Consider the following 18,212-nt stretch of genomic DNA (forward strand, 5'->3'; position numbering starts at 1 on the left):
AAGAATATCCCTCACATAAACAAACGGAGCAGCTTTATATACAAAACGTCAATTAGCGTACATAAAGATTTAAAAAGCGAAGCGCGATCATTTAGCCTCGCAAGATTATTGTCTTAGCTTCAATTTTTTATCTTTAATTAGGCTAAGCACTACTCTGTGTAAGGAAAAGCTAGCGTATAAATAGTTCTTTTGTTTTCTTCTTTCTGCAAAAGTTCTATAAAACGCAGTTCTATGCCCTGTGCTTCTAGTGTCGAGATAAACTTCTCCACACTATTTGATAACCCCAAGCATACAACACAGAGGTCTGGCAACTTTTTTAAAGCTGATTTTAAAGAATCTGCCTGTAAAATGGCCCAGGCATATTGAGATGCAGAATCATGAGTTGCTAAATCAGCAACCACTGTAGGAACACAGCAAGACAACAACCACGTTCTCCATCCTGGCACTAACTTTTGATCTAAAATAATTACCTTAGTTCTTATTGTTTTAGTTACCATAGCTAAAACACGTCGTATTTCTCTATAACTCTGTACTTGAATAAAATAGCATTTACAAGTTGAGGACTGTTGCGTTTTTAAATAAGGACCCAGCTGTTTTTTTAAGATAATACCTAATAGTAGACGATAAATATGTTCTCTCCATATCCATAATGTCCAGATAGACACAACAAAGACAAGCCATCCTACATAAAAGAAACTTTTTTCAGGAGATAGGCCTAGGCTACTTCCTAAAATTCGAATGACTCCGGCAGCCACTAATACTCCAAAGAAGTCTAAGAAATTATTTGCTGCTAAAATTTGTCCTCTCTTATGTTCTGGACTCGCATATTGGACATAAGCATGTAAAGGAACTTGATATACCCCTCCTAAGAACCCAAGAACAAATAAAAAAAACAAAACCATAACTATGGAACAAGCAAAAGCATAGAGCCCCATAAATACTAGAGCAAGACCAATACAAGCTAGGGGAACGTAACCAACCTTAATATCTTTTCCAGAAATTTTTCCTGTAATGTATGAACCCATACCCACACCTAAAGCCACAATTGGAAACAGGTAGGCCCCATAATGTTTAGGATATTTTAAAGTAAATTCTACAAACGGTATAATCTCTAACTGTGTATAAGCACCTATCAATAAAAAGAAGGACCCTAAAAAAATTGATGCGGTCAAATAATGGATTGTCCGTGTTTCTTTTAAAATTTTCCATAAGTCATTGAATGTTGCAAAGGTAATCTTCTGCTTAACATTTTTCACATTGCTAGGACGAATGCTAAAAGAAATTACGGTGCTAATGATAGAGACAACAACACAGAGTAATGTAGACCAAACATAACTATTTACATCAAGACGATGAGTCAAATCTACTAAAAGAGGAGCAAAGCAAGAGCCTAAAATACTTCCTGTATAACTAGCTGCGGTCATAATACCATTTGCTTGGGAGAGTTGTTCTGAAGGAAGCATCTCTGGAAGAATTCCTAGTTTGGCTGGTGCAAATACCGTAGTGTGACACGCCATTAGAATTAAAACTAAATAACCCCCAATTATAGATTGGATAAAGAAAAAGTAAGCACCCAGTACGGTACATAAAATTTCAATAAACCGAGTAGCCAAGATAATATTCCGTTTCTGAAAGCGATCTGCTAAACTTCCGGCCAACGGAGCCAATAAAAGAAAGGGAAGCGCAAAAAAGAAACTTACACAAGACAAAATCTTTGCATTTTCTGTTAAAGTTTTGCCTTCCAATAGAAAAAAGGCTAAAAGAAATTTATATAAATTATCATTTATAATCGTCAGGAAATGAGTAATTACCAATGCCCTAAACGATTTTTTTTTAACCGAAACAGTCATGAATTCCACCAAACATTGTCGAGCAAGTTTCAGTAACTCGCTCCCTCACCTCTTAGCACAGCTTGCAGAGGATATTACGTCCACGTATCAAAAACCTTTTACCAAACGGTGGATTCTTGTTGCAAATGCGGCTACGGGGCATTGGATAAAACAACAGCTTTTGAACGCCTTGTCAGATCACATTTTCATGGGATCAACTATTTTTACTTCTTCTGATTCCATTGTCAAACACTTCTTCTCAAGTATCTGTCAATCACAACCCAATATTCCAGACTACCTTACGCTTCCTCTGTTGATAAACAATATTTTAGAAAACACGCATGGAAATTCTCGATTTCAAAAAAGTAATGAATTTTTATCTCAACCAAATTATGAAGCATCGAAAAAACTAGCCTCTCTATTCAAAAAATTCTATACCTTTTCACAAACTCCTAAAGACAATGCTAAACACTACCAACAACTGTTTCAAGATTTAGAAGGTCATTTTTCTTCCTATGAAGAGATTTTCTCTACTATTCTAAATACACTACCCCAACATCAGGACTGCTCTCTTCATATCTTTGGTTATGCTCATCTCCCAAAGCATATATCAGAATTTTTTATCAATTTGAGTAAATTTTTTCCTGTTTATTTCTATTGCTTTTCTCCTTGTCGAGAATATTTTGGCGACCTACTTTCAGACAGGGCTATTGATTTTTTTTGGAATCAGCTTCCCGAATCACCAATAAAAAATGCTTGGGAACATTATGTCTTGTCAGATAGGCAAACATTACTTGCCAATTTGGCCCATAAGTCTCAAGCATCACAAAATTTTTTCTTAGATAGAGAGATAGACTATCAAGAATTATTTATTACTTCAAAAAATGACCATGCGTTAGGGGTGCTGCAAAATTCAATTTTAGATTTGAAACCAATATTTCCTGAAAATATCTCCCAAACTAAGCCAACTATTTCCATTTATAAAGCGCTTAATGCTTCTAGAGAAGTTCAAGAACTATTCTGTAAGGTTACTGAACTTTTGCATCAAGGAGTCTTACCTGAAGAAATCTTCATCTTATCTTCTCATATAGATAGCTATAGAGTGCATTTAAATGCTCTTTTCCAACCCCATTTACCTATATATTTTATCGATGAGGTAGATGCACGAGCTGAAGATCTCAGAAATAAAATCCTTTTGCTCTCATCGATTTTACAAACACAAGGGGACTTAAATTATATTCTAGAGCTACTTACACATCCACAATTACAGCAGCCCTTAGAGCAAAGTAAGATAACCTATCTGATTAAAAAGCTTTCTGCAGAATGGGAAAGAATACCGACCAAGGATAGAGTCTTAGGTCAACAAGTGAAAGCTTTAGGTGATTTGATAATAGAAGAATATCCGTTTGATCAAGAAGGAGGACGGGTTAGCCAAGTAGAAATTTGGGAAACAACAGTACCCCTAATTTATGCAATTCAAGATTGTATAAATCTTTTTATTACCAAACCTAAACATAGTTATGAAGATCTTTTTCATCATTTATTTTCTTTTTTAGAAAAAATATTTCTCTTGTCTCCAGAAGAAATGTCTTTTATTACATCTCTGAAAAATTCTCTATTCCCAACGTTTGCTACATATTCATGTTCTCTTACTTTCTTCACTGATTTCTGCTTAGACTTTTTGCTTCACTTACACAAGCCCTGTCCCTTCTATGACAAACCAGGACCCTATGTAGGCAGTTTAAGTAGCTTGAGTTTGATACCTAAAGGCTATACCTTTATCCTAGGAGCCAACAAAACAACATCTTTTAGCATTTTAGATCTTTTAAACAAGGCGACAACACACGAAGAACTTGCATTTTCTTCTACAGAAGATGAAGAAAATTTTCATTTCTTACAAATTCTAGTTTCTACAAAATACGAGCTTCACATTACTTATATATCTTCAGCAGCCCAATTCAACCTGCCCAGCCCATTCTTAAATCACATTAAAGAAACGCTAAATTTACCTACAAAAACCTTAGCAACACAGCCTTATCTCATTAATTTTTTCACTAATAAAGTTCAGTTGCACACTTCACAAGCATATAATTACTTTCTTGCCAAAGCTTTCTATTCTGAAAAATCTCTCTTCCCTTCGCTATTTATTCAAGAAACAAACACCTCGAATCTTCCTGATCATTTATCTCTTTACGAAATTGTTAACGGAATCTTCGCACCCTTAGATCTCTTTTTAAAAACCAACTACAATGTCAAAATTTCTCCTCCAGAACATCTCAAAAAACAACCTAAACTCTTTCCGACAAAACATCAGATCGAAAAGTTTTGGAAGGAGCTGTTTCTAGACAAAGAGAGAGACCCTGCGCATAATATATCTCTCCATTCAGAGGAGCTATTTACTTACTACAGAGAAAAGATGGGCGTGTGCTTTGACAATCTGAATAAAGATGTTAAATATTCACCTTATACAGTAGTTTTCTCTTCATCAATTTTTGAAGAAAGACCCTATCATCAACATTTTCTTTTGCCTCCCCTTTCTCTTTCTTTGAAAGAGAGTCTAACCCAGATTCACGGAACCATTCATGGTGTATGCAGTCAAGGAATCTATTTATGCGCCATTGATCCTAGCGGACCTCTAAAAAAAACAAAAAAAAATTCAGGAGCGATTCCAGATACTCTATTCGAACAAAAAGAACTCTTAGAAAAGTATTTAGCATTAGCAGCACTACAGGCTTGTGGGCACCTAGACTTAAATTCCGTTTTAATAAAACTGCTATCTTTTAAATCTAAGGAAATCATCTTTCCTCCTTTTCTAGATGCTAAAGACTACCTCCTTAGAATCTTAGAGGTCTATAATCTCATGTGTTCGAAACCTATCCCAATACTCTCTCCAGCGTGCTGGCAAACACTGCATGATGAGGAGAAGTTTCATCATGCAGTGTTTGCTGCTATAGATGAAGACTTAAAAAATCCTAACTTCCCAATTTTCTGGAAATTTCATAATCGCAACATCCAAGGGATCTTAAAAAACATTAGTGAATCGGAACGCCTAAAAATATTATCTCTTTTTAAAGGTACCTGTGCAGCCGTTTAACATTTTTGATTGCAATTCTTCAATTGAAGGAAAATTTTTCCTGGAAGCCTCTGCTGGCACAGGAAAAACATTCACCATAGAACAAATTATTTTACGAGCTCTAATCGAAGGTTCTTTAACTCACATAGAACATGTCTTAGCAATTACATTTACTAATGCTTCCACTAACGAGCTCAAAATGCGAATAAAAGATAATCTTTCGCATAGTCTAAAACAATTAAAGGAAGCTTTAAACTCTCAAACTGTTTCTCTACCTCGATATTTAAATATCAATTCTAATGTAAAACAGATTTACATGAAGATACGGAATGCTCTTTCTACTCTAGATCAAATGTCTTTATTTACCATCCATGGCTTTTGTAATTTTGTTTTAGAACAATATTTCCCCGGTAGACGTCTAATTCATAAAAATCCTTCTCTGAGTCATCCTCAGTTAATCCTTTATCATATCCGGAACTACTTAAAACAAGATCTTTGGAAAAACGTTCTTTTTGTTGAACAATTTCATCTACTAGCAGTTCGGTATAATGTAACTTCTAAATATACATCTTCTCTGATTGATAAACTTCTTACCAGTTATAGCCAAAAAGTCCCTTCCTATCTTCCCCCACGTTCTACAACAATGAAGCAAATTACTCGTTGGCATCAAAAAATACGTCCATCGCTTTTAGACTTTCCAAAACAAAGTTTTCTAGAGCAGCTGATTGCTCTCACCTCAGGATTTAAAAAGCAGCCTTTTTCTATTCTTGATGATCTTGAGCATTTTGTAGATCTTCTTTATTCTTCAGAAACGCATAGTACGTTGTTTTCATTTTTTAAAATTGCAGAAACTTTCAATTTTAAACACCGTCTCACACGTTATAAACCCTGTCCTGCTTTTACTCTTTTAGAAGAGATGTCTTGGATAGAACTTACGCTACAATTTTGTAATTTAGATACTATCTTCAACACTCTGTTACGTGATGTCCAATTCCACCTTAAGCAGAACTATACCCCATGGCTTTCTCCTGATGAAAGTGTCTTAGCATTAGAGAAACTCCTGTTATCACCCGAAGCACAACCTGTAGTTGATTCTATAAGAAAGCGATATCAACTCGTCCTAATTGATGAATTTCAAGATACCGACAAATACCAATGGAATATTTTTTCACATTTGTTCCTTCCTGATGAATTCTTAGGTTCTCTGTTTCTTATTGGGGATCCTAAACAATCTATCTATGAATGGCGAAATGCGGATCTACCTACCTACCTTAAGGCAAAATCTTCTTTTTCAGAAGATATGCAACTTCAACTCATTAACAACTATCGTGCCACGCCCAAGCTGATGCAAGCAATAAATCTGATGTTTGGAAAAATCTCCCCTTTCTTAGAGATCCATGGCTATCCACCCATAGAATACTATCCTTTAAATCCTCAGAGCACTGAGACATTTGAAGTTACTCCCTATTATGCTCCTATTCATTTCTTCTTATATGAAAATATTAAAGACCAAGCCCTATGGATATTTTCAGAGGCTGAACGGTTAAAAAAAGAACAAGGCATTCCTTTAGGACAGATGGTTATCTTGGTCTCTGACTCTAAGCAAGCCTTCGAGCTAATGTCTTATGCAACACTGCCTGTTGCATTTTCTAAAAACAAGTCTATATTGCATCTGACAGAAACCTACGTTCTTACTATAGCTTTACTAGAAGCAATCCTTTATCCAGAAAATTACGAAAAAATTAGTAAGATTTTACTCTCTACTCTTTTTGGGCTTTCTATAGATGAAGTCACTAGTAAAAAAGAAAAATATACTATTTATTTTCAATCATTACAGACTTACATCTTGAAGTACAAATTTTTAGCAACATTTTATCATATAATGTGCACACAAGGGGAGGTATTATTAAAATCTTCTCAAGGAGATCTTATTTTCCAAGAAATGGAAAAACTTTGTGGTTATTTAGATACAATTTCTTCTTATCCCCATCATCAGCTTCTTCATTTGAAAAATTTCTCTGAAACTGGAATGTGGGAAGAAGAACTCACTATATCTTCCTATTCTGAAGACTTGGAGACTCTAAAAATCACCACGATTCATTCTTCTAAAGGTCTGGAATATGAAGTAGTCTTTTGCCCAGGAATTGATAGAAACAAAAAAAATAAAAGCTCCTCAGAATTACTACGCGAAATGTATGTGGCTCTCACTCGGGCAAAAAAACAACTATACCTACCTATAAGCAAACAGTCTTCCTCTTTACAGAAGATATCTGCATTAACAAATTATGTGAAATTAGTAGGCGTGCATTCCTCGCCTTATGACTTAGCCATTGATTTGTCTCAAAAATATTCAGAACTATTCTCCTATTCATTATCTACGCAAAATAAGCAAATTACCAAAACTTTCTCTCTACCACCTTTGAAGACTTTTTCTTTAAAAGCACCTCATCCAAAAACAATCTTTTCTTTCTCTTCTACAAAGTTCATGTTAGATACTCATAAAGATCAGCAATATTTTTCCCCATCTAAACTACTTTCGAAACAACAACTTCCCATTGGAGAAAAAACAGGCGTTCTAATACATAAAATCTTAGAGTCTATTCAATTTCATCTATTACAGGATGCAGATTACCTAAAATCTACGGTCATGCGTTTCGTAAAACATAGCCATCTTGAAGGATTCGAGGACACCATTGTTAGTCTAATTTCTAAGACATTTTTTTCTCCTTTACCATTCGCATCCCAGACATTTTCTTTATCTCAGATTTCACCCAATAAAATGTTTCGAGAAACCCCATTCTTATTTTTAGAAAATGATGAGCTTTGGCAAGGGACTATCGACCTTTTATTCGAGTATAAAGGGAAATACTACATCATAGATTGGAAAACATCATTTTTAGGAGAAACCACCTCAGATTATTCAGCAACCAATATAGCTATTTATATCCATCAAGAAAAACTAGACTATCAAGGAAAGATTTATGTAAAAGCCACTAAGAAATTTTTAAGTCAATTCGACATAAATGACGATGTCGAGTTTGGTGTTATCTTTATTCGTGGTATAGATACGAACGGAAATGGTTTTTTTACTTTAAAAAATGCATTCAAAGAAAACCTAAACTTTAATCCCAAAGCAACCCAAAAATATCAGGTCTATCATTAGGGTTAAACTCTAGGGGAGGTAAAATAAAAAGACGAGAGAGCTCCATCATATTCCTCTCTAAAGGCTGAGCTTCTATCTTAAATGTGCATGCTCCATCTCGAGGAGCTTTTACTTTAGTAACCCGAGCCACAAGTAATCCAGGAGGAAATATTCCATCTAATCCTGTTGTAACTAGAATATCTCCAGGCAATAAACTCTTACCTTCGCTGGAGCAAAATCCCTCTCCTTCTAAGGATAAAGATCCCTCTCTCCAAAAAGCCCCGCCGATTCCAGAAAGTATACCTCTCGAGAGGATTTGATTTTCTTGCTCTCCTTGTATTAACGAGTCTAATTCTTTAAGGAGTATAATTTTTTCGTATTTATCTTTTTCAAGAATATAAGCATGAGAAAGCTCTTCTACTTGTGTGATTAATTCGTTAAGACTATCTTTTATCCATAATACTTGAATTTTCCCCCTCATAGCAACTACCGAAGGTTTCATTCCTACATCTGTAATTAATCGTATCCGAGATTGATTTTCTCCAACATAATCCACAAGTCCAACCAACACCTTTCCAGAAAGTACTGGAGAGTTTTTTCTTATTCCATGACTTTTTCCTATGTTCACCCAACAAGAACTAGACCAATGAGCATAGTCTCGATAGATAACCCTACCTTCTACCAAGTTATGAAAATAAGGGGTTAAGATCTCAGGAAATAAAGAGGGGGTATGATTTGACACTTTATAAAAAGCAAGTTTTCCCTCCAAAGCAGCAACCCTTTCCTTAAGAATAAGGTTTTCTAATTCTAAATTAGCGAGATCGGAATAGGGAGCGGGTTTAATCTTAGGAAAGAGTTTTGCATGTAGAGAAACAAAGTTGCTTCTTATGTTATCATAAGCGTTTTTAGGAAGACTACGGAAAGAAAGCACCCCTAAAGCAACAAGTATATATATATATATTTTTATTTTTTTATTGCGTACGCTAGGATAGCTCATAAGCTTGAATAAAACTTTCTACTACATAATCTATGTTTTTTTCCGTAATACCGTTTAAGTTAATTCTTCCTCCAGCTGTTGTATAGACAGCTTTTTGTTCTCTTAAAAAGAGAACCTGGTTCTCAGAAAATCCCGGATAAGCAAAAAATCCATGTTGAGATAACAAAAAGTCAAATGTATGACCCGCAACTCTACGCAAAGCCTGAACAAACCTGGATCTCATTTTATCTAAAGACTCGCGTATACAATTGACTTCTGATGTCCATTCTTCTTTCAAATACGGATTACTCAAAATCGTAGAAACAATTTCTGCACCCCAACGTTGAGGTGATGAATAGTTCCCTCGAATTTTCTCTTCTAAACAACTACGAATTTTAATCAAGTCATCCGCAAATGTACTAAAAACAGCAAAATATCCAACACGCTCACCATAAAGAGAAAAATTTTTACTTGCTGAAGCAGCCACTAAAATAGTATTTCCTTCTGATATAAAAATCTCTATAGGTTTTCTATCTTCATTTATTCCATAAGCAAATCCCTGATATGCTGTATCAAAAAAAGGAATCAATTCACGTTCTTTCATTAAAATAGCAAGCTCTTTCCACATGACATCTGTGAAATCTACTCCTGTAGGATTATGACAACAACTATGCAATAAAATTACAGAGCCTTTATCCACTTCTTTTAGAAAGGAAACCAAAGGTTGAAATAATAATTGTTTCTGTTCCTTACTATAGTAAGGATACCGGACAACCTCAAAACCCTCCTGAGAAAAAATACGTACATGATTACTCCACGTCTGTTCAGGAATATAGACCTTGCCTGACAATTTTGTCATAAAAAGCAACTTAGCTCCCAAATGTAGTGCTCCTGTGCCCCCTAAAGCTTGAAACCCAACCACATTACTTCTATTTACAGGACCAAATACAAACTCAGACATTTCATCCAAAAATATCGGCAAACCTGAAATAGGAAGATAACTTTTATTCTGCTCTCCTTCCAAAATCACAGTTTGTGCTTTACGTATGCAAGACAAACCGCCATAACGTTTTTGAGGATGCTCATAAACACCAATCACAAGATTAACCTTATCAGAACGCTTATCTGCAAAAAAAAGGTTTTGCAGACCTAAAATAGCATCAGGAGAAAATGTGGGCGTGTGATAAAAAAAACTCATATATGATAAAACCTAATTACAACAAAGATTGATTCTAAACCGTATACCATGGTACTTTTTTGTAGTCTTTGGGGTATTAGCTCAGTTGGTAGAGCGCAACAATGGCATTGTTGAGGTCAGCGGTTCGACCCCGCTATGCTCCATGTTCTTCCCAAATAGACCGTATTTTTACAACCTTATATTCCTTTTCTTGCACAATTATCACGTCACCCAACTTCTTTCCTAACATGTTCTGTGCAAGCTTAGATTTTGAAGAAAGCACGCCATTATCTGGATCAGCGTCCCAAGGTCCTAAGATTGTGAATTCTATAACTTTTCCATCTACTCCTTTTAAAGAGACACAACACCCCACACTAATTAGATCGGTAAAGACAAGATCTTTGGTAAGAATTCTAGCCCGACCGATTTCTTCTGACAACATACGAATTTCTTCCTGTAAGCGCGCTCTTTTTTCCAAAGCAAACTTATACTCAGAATTCTCTCTCAAATCCCCTAAAGACCGAGCATCTTCTATTTCTTTTGCGTTATCAACCATCTCCTTACCAACCAAAGATTGTAATTTGGTCTTCATTCGAGAAAAACTTTCAGAAGTTGACCACAAAATATCCTCCTCCTCAATACTAGACTTACTCTTTTTCAATGCTGGCTGTACAACTTCGGCCAGACTTTGAAAGACATTCAAATCACCAGAAGAAAACTGCGGGCATTTACTAGAAAGCAGTAAAAATTCTTTTAAAAAAGAAAGAGAAGCACTTTCTATCATCTGACGCACAGCAAGATACCTTTGCCCCACTAAAAAATGATGAATTTTCCTTCCTAACTCCTTATGTGGTGTAGAAGCCACTAGATACATAAAGTTCAGGGCTGACTCCAAAAACAACCTTAAAACCTCTTTATCTTCAGGGTTAAAAAGACCGTCTTCGTGATTACCAAGTTTCAGGAAGAACCAAACAAATAATTCAGGAAACATCATAGGCTGATGAGCACAGTCCAAAAGCCTTTTCTTTAAAACTTCTATACTTGATAAGTCACTTTTAATTGTTTTATATACAAAATCCCTCATCGTTGATGAGGTTGTATAGAGAAGAATCTGAATAAAAATCGGTTGCCATAAAGAAGAATATTTTCTTACCAAAGATAAAAATGATTTCTGCAAAGCAACTATAGGCATTTTTTCCAGAATGCGACTGACATCATCTTCCGACAAAGACATTATATATTCCTTATCTATACTAGCATCCGCAACCCCTAAAGAATCAGAAAGAAGAAGATCTCTTTGTAAAGCTAAAGACTCATTATCTATATCAAGATCCTGTAAAACCTTAATCAGTTTATTACGAGTCACCGTGTCTTTTAACTCGCTATGTAAATCTCTAACAAAATGATAAATAAGAGAAATACGCTCAGCATGATCTTGAGTCAGACTTAGTTTATGTTCCAACTGCCCTATATGAGAATTGCCAGAATCAGATAAAACATAGGGATCTTTGGGATTTTCGGGAGATATAATTTGAGTGCCTTTTTTGATCTTAGTTTTAGCCGATTGCCACCACCGATTCCAATCAACCTCAGGAATTACAAGATCCACTAGCTCTTCTTTAATTTCTTTTGCTGTTTTTGGTCCAAGATCCCTAAGGAGAATTTCAATAACTTTAATAGGATTCTCCTTAGCAAAAGCCTCAAACCCATCAGGATCTCCAAATCTTTGTGAAAGGAAATGATCGCTACTTAAAGAAGTTAAACTTTTAAATGCCGTCTCAAAAGAAATATCCTTAGCGCTCATAATTCCTTCAAACTCTATCAACACCTTCTGTTGAAGAAATGAGACTCCCATAACCTCACCAACACCCCAACCTCCTTGATGAAAAACAAAATTTCCTTTGTGCAAATGCATCAAAAAGTCAAAACGACTAAGACTAAATTGAAAATCACGCCCATCACGAAGCCCTACAACACGCAAAGCTTCGTTAAAATTTTCTTCTCCAGAGTATTTTTTATGTACATAAGCAAGCGCAATATCAAAAAACATTTGGCTATTAGATGTTTGTAAATCCAAAATTAGTTGAAGAACACGATCTTTGTCTTTGCCTTCTGGAATCTTCTCCCAAAGAGGAACCACAGTATCGGCAATTTTTCCAAACAAAGGTGCTAATGAAGAAGATTTTACTTTCTCTAGGATTTGAATAAGCTCCTGACTCCACACTACATCGTTAAAACAATACTCCTCCCAAAGGCTTAAAAAGTTCGCAGATTGCCCTTCTTCTATTAAGACTTGCAACTTTTCTAAATAGTCCACGATGGCTCCAGTTTTTAACCCGAAAATATACCGTTACGTATGAAAAAGAGCAATATCACAATACAAAATAATCAAACTTATTTTATAATAAACTAAAATCATGGTGATTGTTATGAATAGTAAATCTGCACAAAAAATTATAGATTCTATAAAACAAATCCTAACTATTTATAATATAGACTTCGATTCTTCTTTCGGATCATCTTTATCTTCTGATTCTGATGGAGATTACGAGTATCTAATCGCAAAAACTCAAGAAAAAATCCAAGAGTTAGACAAGAGAGCCCAAGAAATTCTAACCCAAACAGGAATGTCTCGCGAACAGATGGAAGTCTTTGCAAATAATCCAGATAACTTCTCTTCTGAAGAGTGGCTTGCTCTAGAAAAAGTCCGTTCTTCTTGCGATGAATATCGAAAAGAGACAGAAAAATTAATCAACGAAATTACCCAAGATTTGCATCCCGAAAAAGATTCAAAGCGCCTTAAACAAAAATCTTCTGTTTCTAAAAAAAATAAGAAAAAAAACTGGATTCCTCTATAAAATCACTTATAATCCCGATTGTATGAAACACCTAAGGACAGAGTCCAAGGGACTTCACCTCATAGATTTTTATGAAAATTACAGTCACCCGGGGTTTAGATTTATCCTTACAAGGGTCTCCAAAAGAATCTGGTTTCTATAACAAAATAGATCCAGAATTTATTGCCGTAGACCTAAGGCCATTTAAGTCCTTTCCCTTAAAACTTAAAGTAAAACAGGGAGAAGAAATTTGCTCAGGGTCTCCTGTAGCAGAATACAAACATTTCCCTAATACATATATTACCTCCCACGTCTCAGGAACGGTTACTGCTATACGACGTGGAGAGAAACGATCTCTTTTAGATGTAGTAATAAAGAAAACACCAGGACCTACATCTACAGAGTATACCTATGATCTCCAAACCCTTTCACGCTCAGAACTTTTTGAAATTTTCAAAAAAAACGGTTTGTTTGCACTAATTAAACAACGCCCGTTTGATATTCCAGCTATCCCAATCCAAACTCCAAGAGATGTTTTTATCAATTTAGCTGAAAACCGTCCCTTCACTCCAACTCCAGAAAAACATCTTTGTCTCTTTTCTTCTAGAGAAGAAGGGTTTTATGTATTTGTTGTTGGGGTTCGAGCTATCGCTAAGCTTTTTGCTCTTCGACCCCACATAGTTTTTAGAGATCGCTTAACCCTACCCACTCAAGAGTTAAATACAATTGCTCACCTTCACACTATTTCAGGACCTTTTCCTTCTGGATCCCCATCAATACACATTCATAACGTTAAACCCATTACTAAAGAAAAAGAAGTTGTATTTACTCTTTCATTCCAAGAAGTCCTTACTATTGGTCATCTTTTCTTAAAAGGAAGAATACTACATGAACAGGTAACAGCCCTTGCAGGTACCGCACTAAAAAATTCTTTAAGACGTTATGTCATCACTACTAAAGGGGCTAGCTTCTCGAGTCTGATTAATCTCAATGATATTTCAGATAATGATACGTTGATCTCTGGAGACCCGCTAACTGGACGACTGTGTAAAAAAGAGGAAGAACCCTTCCTTGGGCTAAGAGATCACACTATCTCTATCTTACACAGCCCAACCAAACGCGAATTATTTAGTTTTTTAAGAATTGGTTTTAACAAACCTACATTTACAAAAGCCTATCTTTCAGGATTTTTCAGAAAAAAACGCACGTATACCAATCCGGATACTAATCTACATGGAGAAACTCGTCCTATCATAGATACGGACATCTATGATAAAGTAATGCCAATGAGAATTCCTGTGGTCCCTCTCATTAAAGCTGTTATGACTAAAAATTTTGATTTGGCTAACCAACTAGGATTTTTAGAAGTTTCCCATGAAGATTTTGCTCTACCTACTCTTATAGATCCATCTAAGACAGAAATGCTTACGATAATTAAAAAAGCTTTAATAGAGTACGCAAAAGAATCTGGTATTCTCACTCTTCATTCCTATTGATTTTTTGTTCTCCAAAGAACCTAAAATTCAAATCCAGAATGAAGCAACTCTAAAATACTCGGAGTGGCATAACTAATAATTATATCTGCTCCCGCTCTCTTAATTCCTATTAAAGATTCATAAAACAGTGATTCTTTGTTGATTCCTCCCCTTTGAAATGCAGATAAAATCATGGCATACTCACCACTTACCTGATAAGCAGCTAAAGGCAAATGAGTGCTTTGGCGAATACGATAGATAACATCAAGATAAAGTCCTGCAGGTTTAACCATTAATATATCAGCACCTTCTTTCTCATCCAAAGAACACTCAAGTAAGGCCTCTAGTACATTCTTAGGGTTCATCTGGTACTGCCTTTTATCTCCTGAAGTTACATGTGAGCTTAGAGCATCACGAAAAGGAGAATATAAAGAAGAAGCATACTTCACACTGTAAGACATTATAGAGGTTCTTGAATAACCTGCCTGGTCTAACTTAGAGCGGATATAACCAATCCTTCCATCCATCATATCACTAGGAGCGACTATATCTGCTCCCATTTCAGCATGTAAGGTTGCAATATTTCCAAAAATTCTTACACTTTCATCATTAAGAACTTCTCCGTTAAGGAAAATTCCATCATGACCATGAGTAGTATAGGGATCTAGAGCTATATCACTAATCACACATAAGTGAGGAAATGCATTTTTTATTTCATAAATACTACGACATAAAATGTTCTTAGGATTTGAAGAATAAGATCCATAGGCATCTTTAAGATCACTAGGAATAACGGGAAATAAGATTATAGCTCTTAAGCCATAGTTGCAAAGGCGTTCTATTTCTTTGATAAGTAAATCTAGACTCCATCGGAAAACTCCGGGAAGGCTGAGTATTTCTTCTTTTATATTCTTTCCACTTTTAACAAAGAATGGCGCAATAAAATCTTGGGAGCATAAATGGGTCTCAGCTAATAAATCTCTAATAGCTGCTGTTTTTCTATTTCTTCTTGGACGTCTATCGAGATTTAATAGGTTCATTTTTTAGATCCTTTCAACATTTTCCACAGCTTCTGAATATATACTGTTATATTTATAGATATAATATTCTTCTTCTTTAGGGGGTGTGGAAAGTGTTTAAAACTTTGTTTTTCGAGAGAGTTTTATGTGGTTTTGTTGTTTAAAACTTTGTTAAAACCCTGTTCAATTTGTTGATAAGAGCAGATTTTGCACCTTTATAAACACAAGATCAACCCTTTTTCTACATTGATTTTCCTATTAAAATTAGAATAAGAGTTCGACATTTTCTTACTTTATTTTTTGGAAATAGGTCTTAAAAATGCATATATTTTTCTCCGATACTTCGTTACAAAAACCATAGGCTAAAGTATGCTTGCGGTCATAAGCGACATTTAATGTCGTCCTCTCCTGCAAAAAGATGACATACCATTTGTCGAAGCAGGAACCTACTTAGGTAAGTTTTTTATGATCCAAATGTGCTGGAAGTTCTAATCTAAATTTTTTGGAAATGTCAGTTTTGAGGTGTTCATGTTGGGCAAAGAAGACGAGTTTACTTATAAACAAAAGCAGTACTTAACGCATTTTGTTACCAATCTTGAGTCCAATGTATTTGCTTTAAAAAATCTTCCTGAAGTTGTTAAGGGAGCTTTGTTTTCGAAATATTCTCGATCTCTTTTAGGTTTACGAGAGCTTCTATTAAAAGAGTTTCTATTTAATGAGGAAGAAGGAGAGATTTGCAAAGAAGTCTATGACTTTGAAACAAATGTAGAAAAAGCTGCTGATTTTTACCAAAGAGTTCTTGATAATTTTGGAGATGACTCTGTAGGAGAACTAGGTGGCGCTCACTTAGCAATGGAAAATGTTTCTATTTTAGCTGCTAAAGTTTTAGAAGACGCTCGCATTGGTGGATCACCCTTAGAAAAGTCCACGAGATACGTTTATTTTGATCAAAAGGTTCGAGGGGACTATTTATACTACCGAGATCCCATTTTAATGACCTCGGCCTTTAAAGACGTGTTTTTGAGCACTTGTGATTTTTTATTCGATACTTATTCTACTTTAATTCCTCAGGTTCGTGCATTTTTTGAGAAACTTTATCCTAAAGACTCTAAGACGCCCGCATCAGCATATGCTACTTCGTTACGAGCCAAGGTTTTAGATTGTATAAGGGGATTGCTTCCTGCAGCAACTTTTACGAACTTGGGATTTTTTGGTAACGGTAGGTTTTGGCAAAATTTAGTTCATAAGTTGCAAGGACACAATCTTTCAGAACTCCGGTGCTTAGGAGAGCAGTCTTTAACAGAGCTTATGAAAGTTATACCTTCTTTTGTAAGCAGAGCAGAGCCACATCACCATCATCATCAAGGAATGATGCAATATCGTAGAGCTCTAAAAGAGCAGTTAAAGGGACTCGCAGAACAAGCAACATTTACTGAAGACGTACATTCTTCACCTGGTGTTCGGTTAATTTACGGAGATCCTGATGGGATTTATAAAATAGCTGCAGGGTTTCTTTTTCCTTATTCTGATCGCTCACTCTCAGATCTTATTGACTATTGTAAAAATATGAGTTGTGAAGATCTTATGCAAATTTTAGAAGGCAGTGTTTCTCCAAGAGAGAACCGCAGGCATAAGTCTCCTCGAGGTTTAGAGTGTGTAGAATTTGGGTTTGATATACTTGCTGATTTTGGGGCATATCGAGATTTACAAAGACACCGAACACTTACTCAAGAACGACAACTACTCTCCACACATCATGGATATAACTTTCCTGTAGAGCTTCTCGACACTCCTATGGAGAAATTGTATCGAGATGCTATGGATAAAGCTAATGATACCTATAACGAGATATCTAAAGATTTTCCCGAAGAAGCTCAGTATGTAGTTCCTATGGCCTATAACATACGTTGGTTTTTCCATATAAACGCAAGGGCTTTACAGTGGCTTTGTGAGTTGCGTTCTCAGCCCCAAGGCCATCAAAATTATCGCGCTATAGCTACTGGCTTAGTCAAAGAAATAGTGAAGTTTAATCCTTTGTATGAATTATTTTTTAAATTCGTGGATTATTCCGATATAGATCTTGGAAGATTAAATCAAGAAATGCGAAAAGAAACCATGACTTAAGTATCTTAATTTTTGGTTCACGATATTCTTAAGATATAGAATAAGAAATAGAAAATCTTTGCATTTACAGGAACATTCTCTGCTGCTATTTTTATTCTTTTTTCAAGAAGAGATCAGAAAATGAAAGATCTTATATACAATAACTTGGTTAGATTTAAAAATATTTCTAAAACTAAAGAAGGGATTTTTGTGAACTTTAAAGTAAAAGGTGTTAAAGGAGGAGCTTCCTTTACAGCCTCTATAGCCGTAGACATAGACTCTGCAGATTTATCTTCAGGAGATTCTATGGAGGTTATTATAGAAAAATGTGCTCAAATCGGAGTTTCTGAATTTCAAAAATGTGAATTCCAATTTGAAGGGATTACCTGTCTTTAGCAATTTATTTATCTGGGTGTAGCGCAGCCTGGTAGCGCACTTGCATGGGGTGCAAGGGGGCGGAGGTTCAAATCCTCTCATCCAGATTTCTTTTCTTTTTTCCGCTTTTCCTAATCTTAAACAGCAACTGGAACCGAATTGTTCTAGAAGCAAAAAACTTTTAGAATACCAAATAAAAATATTGG

At 35.4% G+C, this 18,212-nt stretch carries 11 protein-coding genes and 2 tRNA genes; 8 read left to right on the forward strand and 5 right to left on the reverse strand.

Going from position 1 to position 18,212, the window contains the following annotated elements; genetic code table 11:
* Nucleotides 1–149: 149 nt before the first annotated feature.
* Nucleotides 150–1,850 (reverse strand): MFS transporter, encoded by a 1,701-nt coding sequence (locus C834KP_RS03510; protein WP_108896796.1) that lies wholly within the window; start codon nt 1,848–1,850, stop codon nt 150–152.
* Here C834KP_RS03510 and C834KP_RS03515 point away from each other — a divergent pair.
* Nucleotides 1,849–4,923 carry an exodeoxyribonuclease V subunit gamma gene (locus tag C834KP_RS03515; protein WP_108896797.1) on the forward strand — a complete coding sequence of 1,025 codons (3,075 nt, stop codon included), beginning with the start codon at nt 1,849–1,851 and terminating at the stop codon, nt 4,921–4,923. The genes C834KP_RS03510 and C834KP_RS03515 overlap by 2 nt on opposite strands.
* Nucleotides 4,910–8,065 (forward strand): exodeoxyribonuclease V subunit beta, encoded by a 3,156-nt coding sequence (gene recB, locus C834KP_RS03520; protein WP_108896798.1) that lies wholly within the window; start codon nt 4,910–4,912, stop codon nt 8,063–8,065. Before C834KP_RS03515 ends, recB begins: the two co-directional genes overlap by 14 nt.
* On the opposite strand, the gene C834KP_RS03525 is transcribed toward recB, so the two are convergent.
* Together C834KP_RS03525 and C834KP_RS03530 are read right to left on the reverse strand one after the other, a co-directional pair.
* Nucleotides 8,025–9,041, reverse strand: a complete 1,017-nt coding sequence (locus C834KP_RS03525) for a rod shape-determining protein MreC (RefSeq protein ID WP_108896799.1) — start codon at nt 9,039–9,041, stop codon at nt 8,025–8,027. The genes recB and C834KP_RS03525 overlap by 41 nt on opposite strands.
* Entirely contained in the window at nt 9,028–10,218 is a 1,191-nt protein-coding gene (locus tag C834KP_RS03530; protein ID WP_108896800.1) for an aromatic amino acid transaminase, read from the reverse strand. Before C834KP_RS03530 ends, C834KP_RS03525 begins: the two co-directional genes overlap by 14 nt.
* Before the next feature lie 70 nt (nt 10,219–10,288).
* Between C834KP_RS03530 and C834KP_RS03535 the strand changes: the two genes are divergently transcribed.
* Nucleotides 10,289–10,361, forward strand: a tRNA-Ala gene (locus C834KP_RS03535).
* Here C834KP_RS03535 and C834KP_RS03540 read toward each other — a convergent pair.
* Nucleotides 10,352–12,514: a GreA/GreB family elongation factor gene (locus C834KP_RS03540; protein WP_108896801.1), complete on the reverse strand. Its 2,163-nt coding sequence runs from the start codon at nt 12,512–12,514 to the stop codon at nt 10,352–10,354. The two genes, C834KP_RS03535 and C834KP_RS03540, sit on opposite strands and share 10 nt — an antisense overlap.
* 112 nt (nt 12,515–12,626) lie before the next feature.
* Here C834KP_RS03540 and C834KP_RS03545 point away from each other — a divergent pair, with 112 nt between their 5' ends.
* Together C834KP_RS03545 and C834KP_RS03550 are read left to right on the forward strand one after the other, a co-directional pair.
* Nucleotides 12,627–13,055 (forward strand): hypothetical protein, encoded by a 429-nt coding sequence (locus tag C834KP_RS03545; RefSeq protein ID WP_108897143.1) that lies wholly within the window; start codon nt 12,627–12,629, stop codon nt 13,053–13,055.
* A gap of 71 nt (nt 13,056–13,126) precedes the next feature.
* Nucleotides 13,127–14,530 carry a Na(+)-translocating NADH-quinone reductase subunit A gene (locus C834KP_RS03550; RefSeq protein ID WP_108896802.1) on the forward strand — a complete coding sequence of 468 codons (1,404 nt, stop codon included), beginning with the start codon at nt 13,127–13,129 and terminating at the stop codon, nt 14,528–14,530.
* 20 nt (nt 14,531–14,550) lie between these two features.
* Here the strand turns inward: C834KP_RS03550 and hemB are convergent, their stop codons facing one another.
* Nucleotides 14,551–15,549: a porphobilinogen synthase gene (gene hemB, locus C834KP_RS03555; RefSeq protein WP_108896803.1), complete on the reverse strand. Its 999-nt coding sequence runs from the start codon at nt 15,547–15,549 to the stop codon at nt 14,551–14,553.
* Between the two features lie 507 nt (nt 15,550–16,056).
* Between hemB and C834KP_RS03560 the strand changes: the two genes are divergently transcribed.
* The 3 genes from C834KP_RS03560 to C834KP_RS03570 all read left to right on the forward strand — a co-directional run bounded on the left by C834KP_RS03560 (nt 16,057) and on the right by C834KP_RS03570 (nt 18,113).
* Nucleotides 16,057–17,652 carry an FAD-dependent thymidylate synthase gene (locus tag C834KP_RS03560; protein WP_108896804.1) on the forward strand — a complete coding sequence of 532 codons (1,596 nt, stop codon included), beginning with the start codon at nt 16,057–16,059 and terminating at the stop codon, nt 17,650–17,652.
* 120 nt (nt 17,653–17,772) lie between these two features.
* Nucleotides 17,773–18,027: a hypothetical protein gene (locus C834KP_RS03565; protein ID WP_108896805.1), complete on the forward strand. Its 255-nt coding sequence runs from the start codon at nt 17,773–17,775 to the stop codon at nt 18,025–18,027.
* Between the two features lie 12 nt (nt 18,028–18,039).
* Nucleotides 18,040–18,113: transfer RNA gene (locus tag C834KP_RS03570), tRNA-Pro, on the forward strand.
* Nucleotides 18,114–18,212 lie beyond the last annotated feature (99 nt).

The sequence above is a fragment of the Chlamydia serpentis genome (assembly GCF_900239945.1).
GTDB lineage: Bacteria > Chlamydiota > Chlamydiia > Chlamydiales > Chlamydiaceae > Chlamydia > Chlamydia serpentis.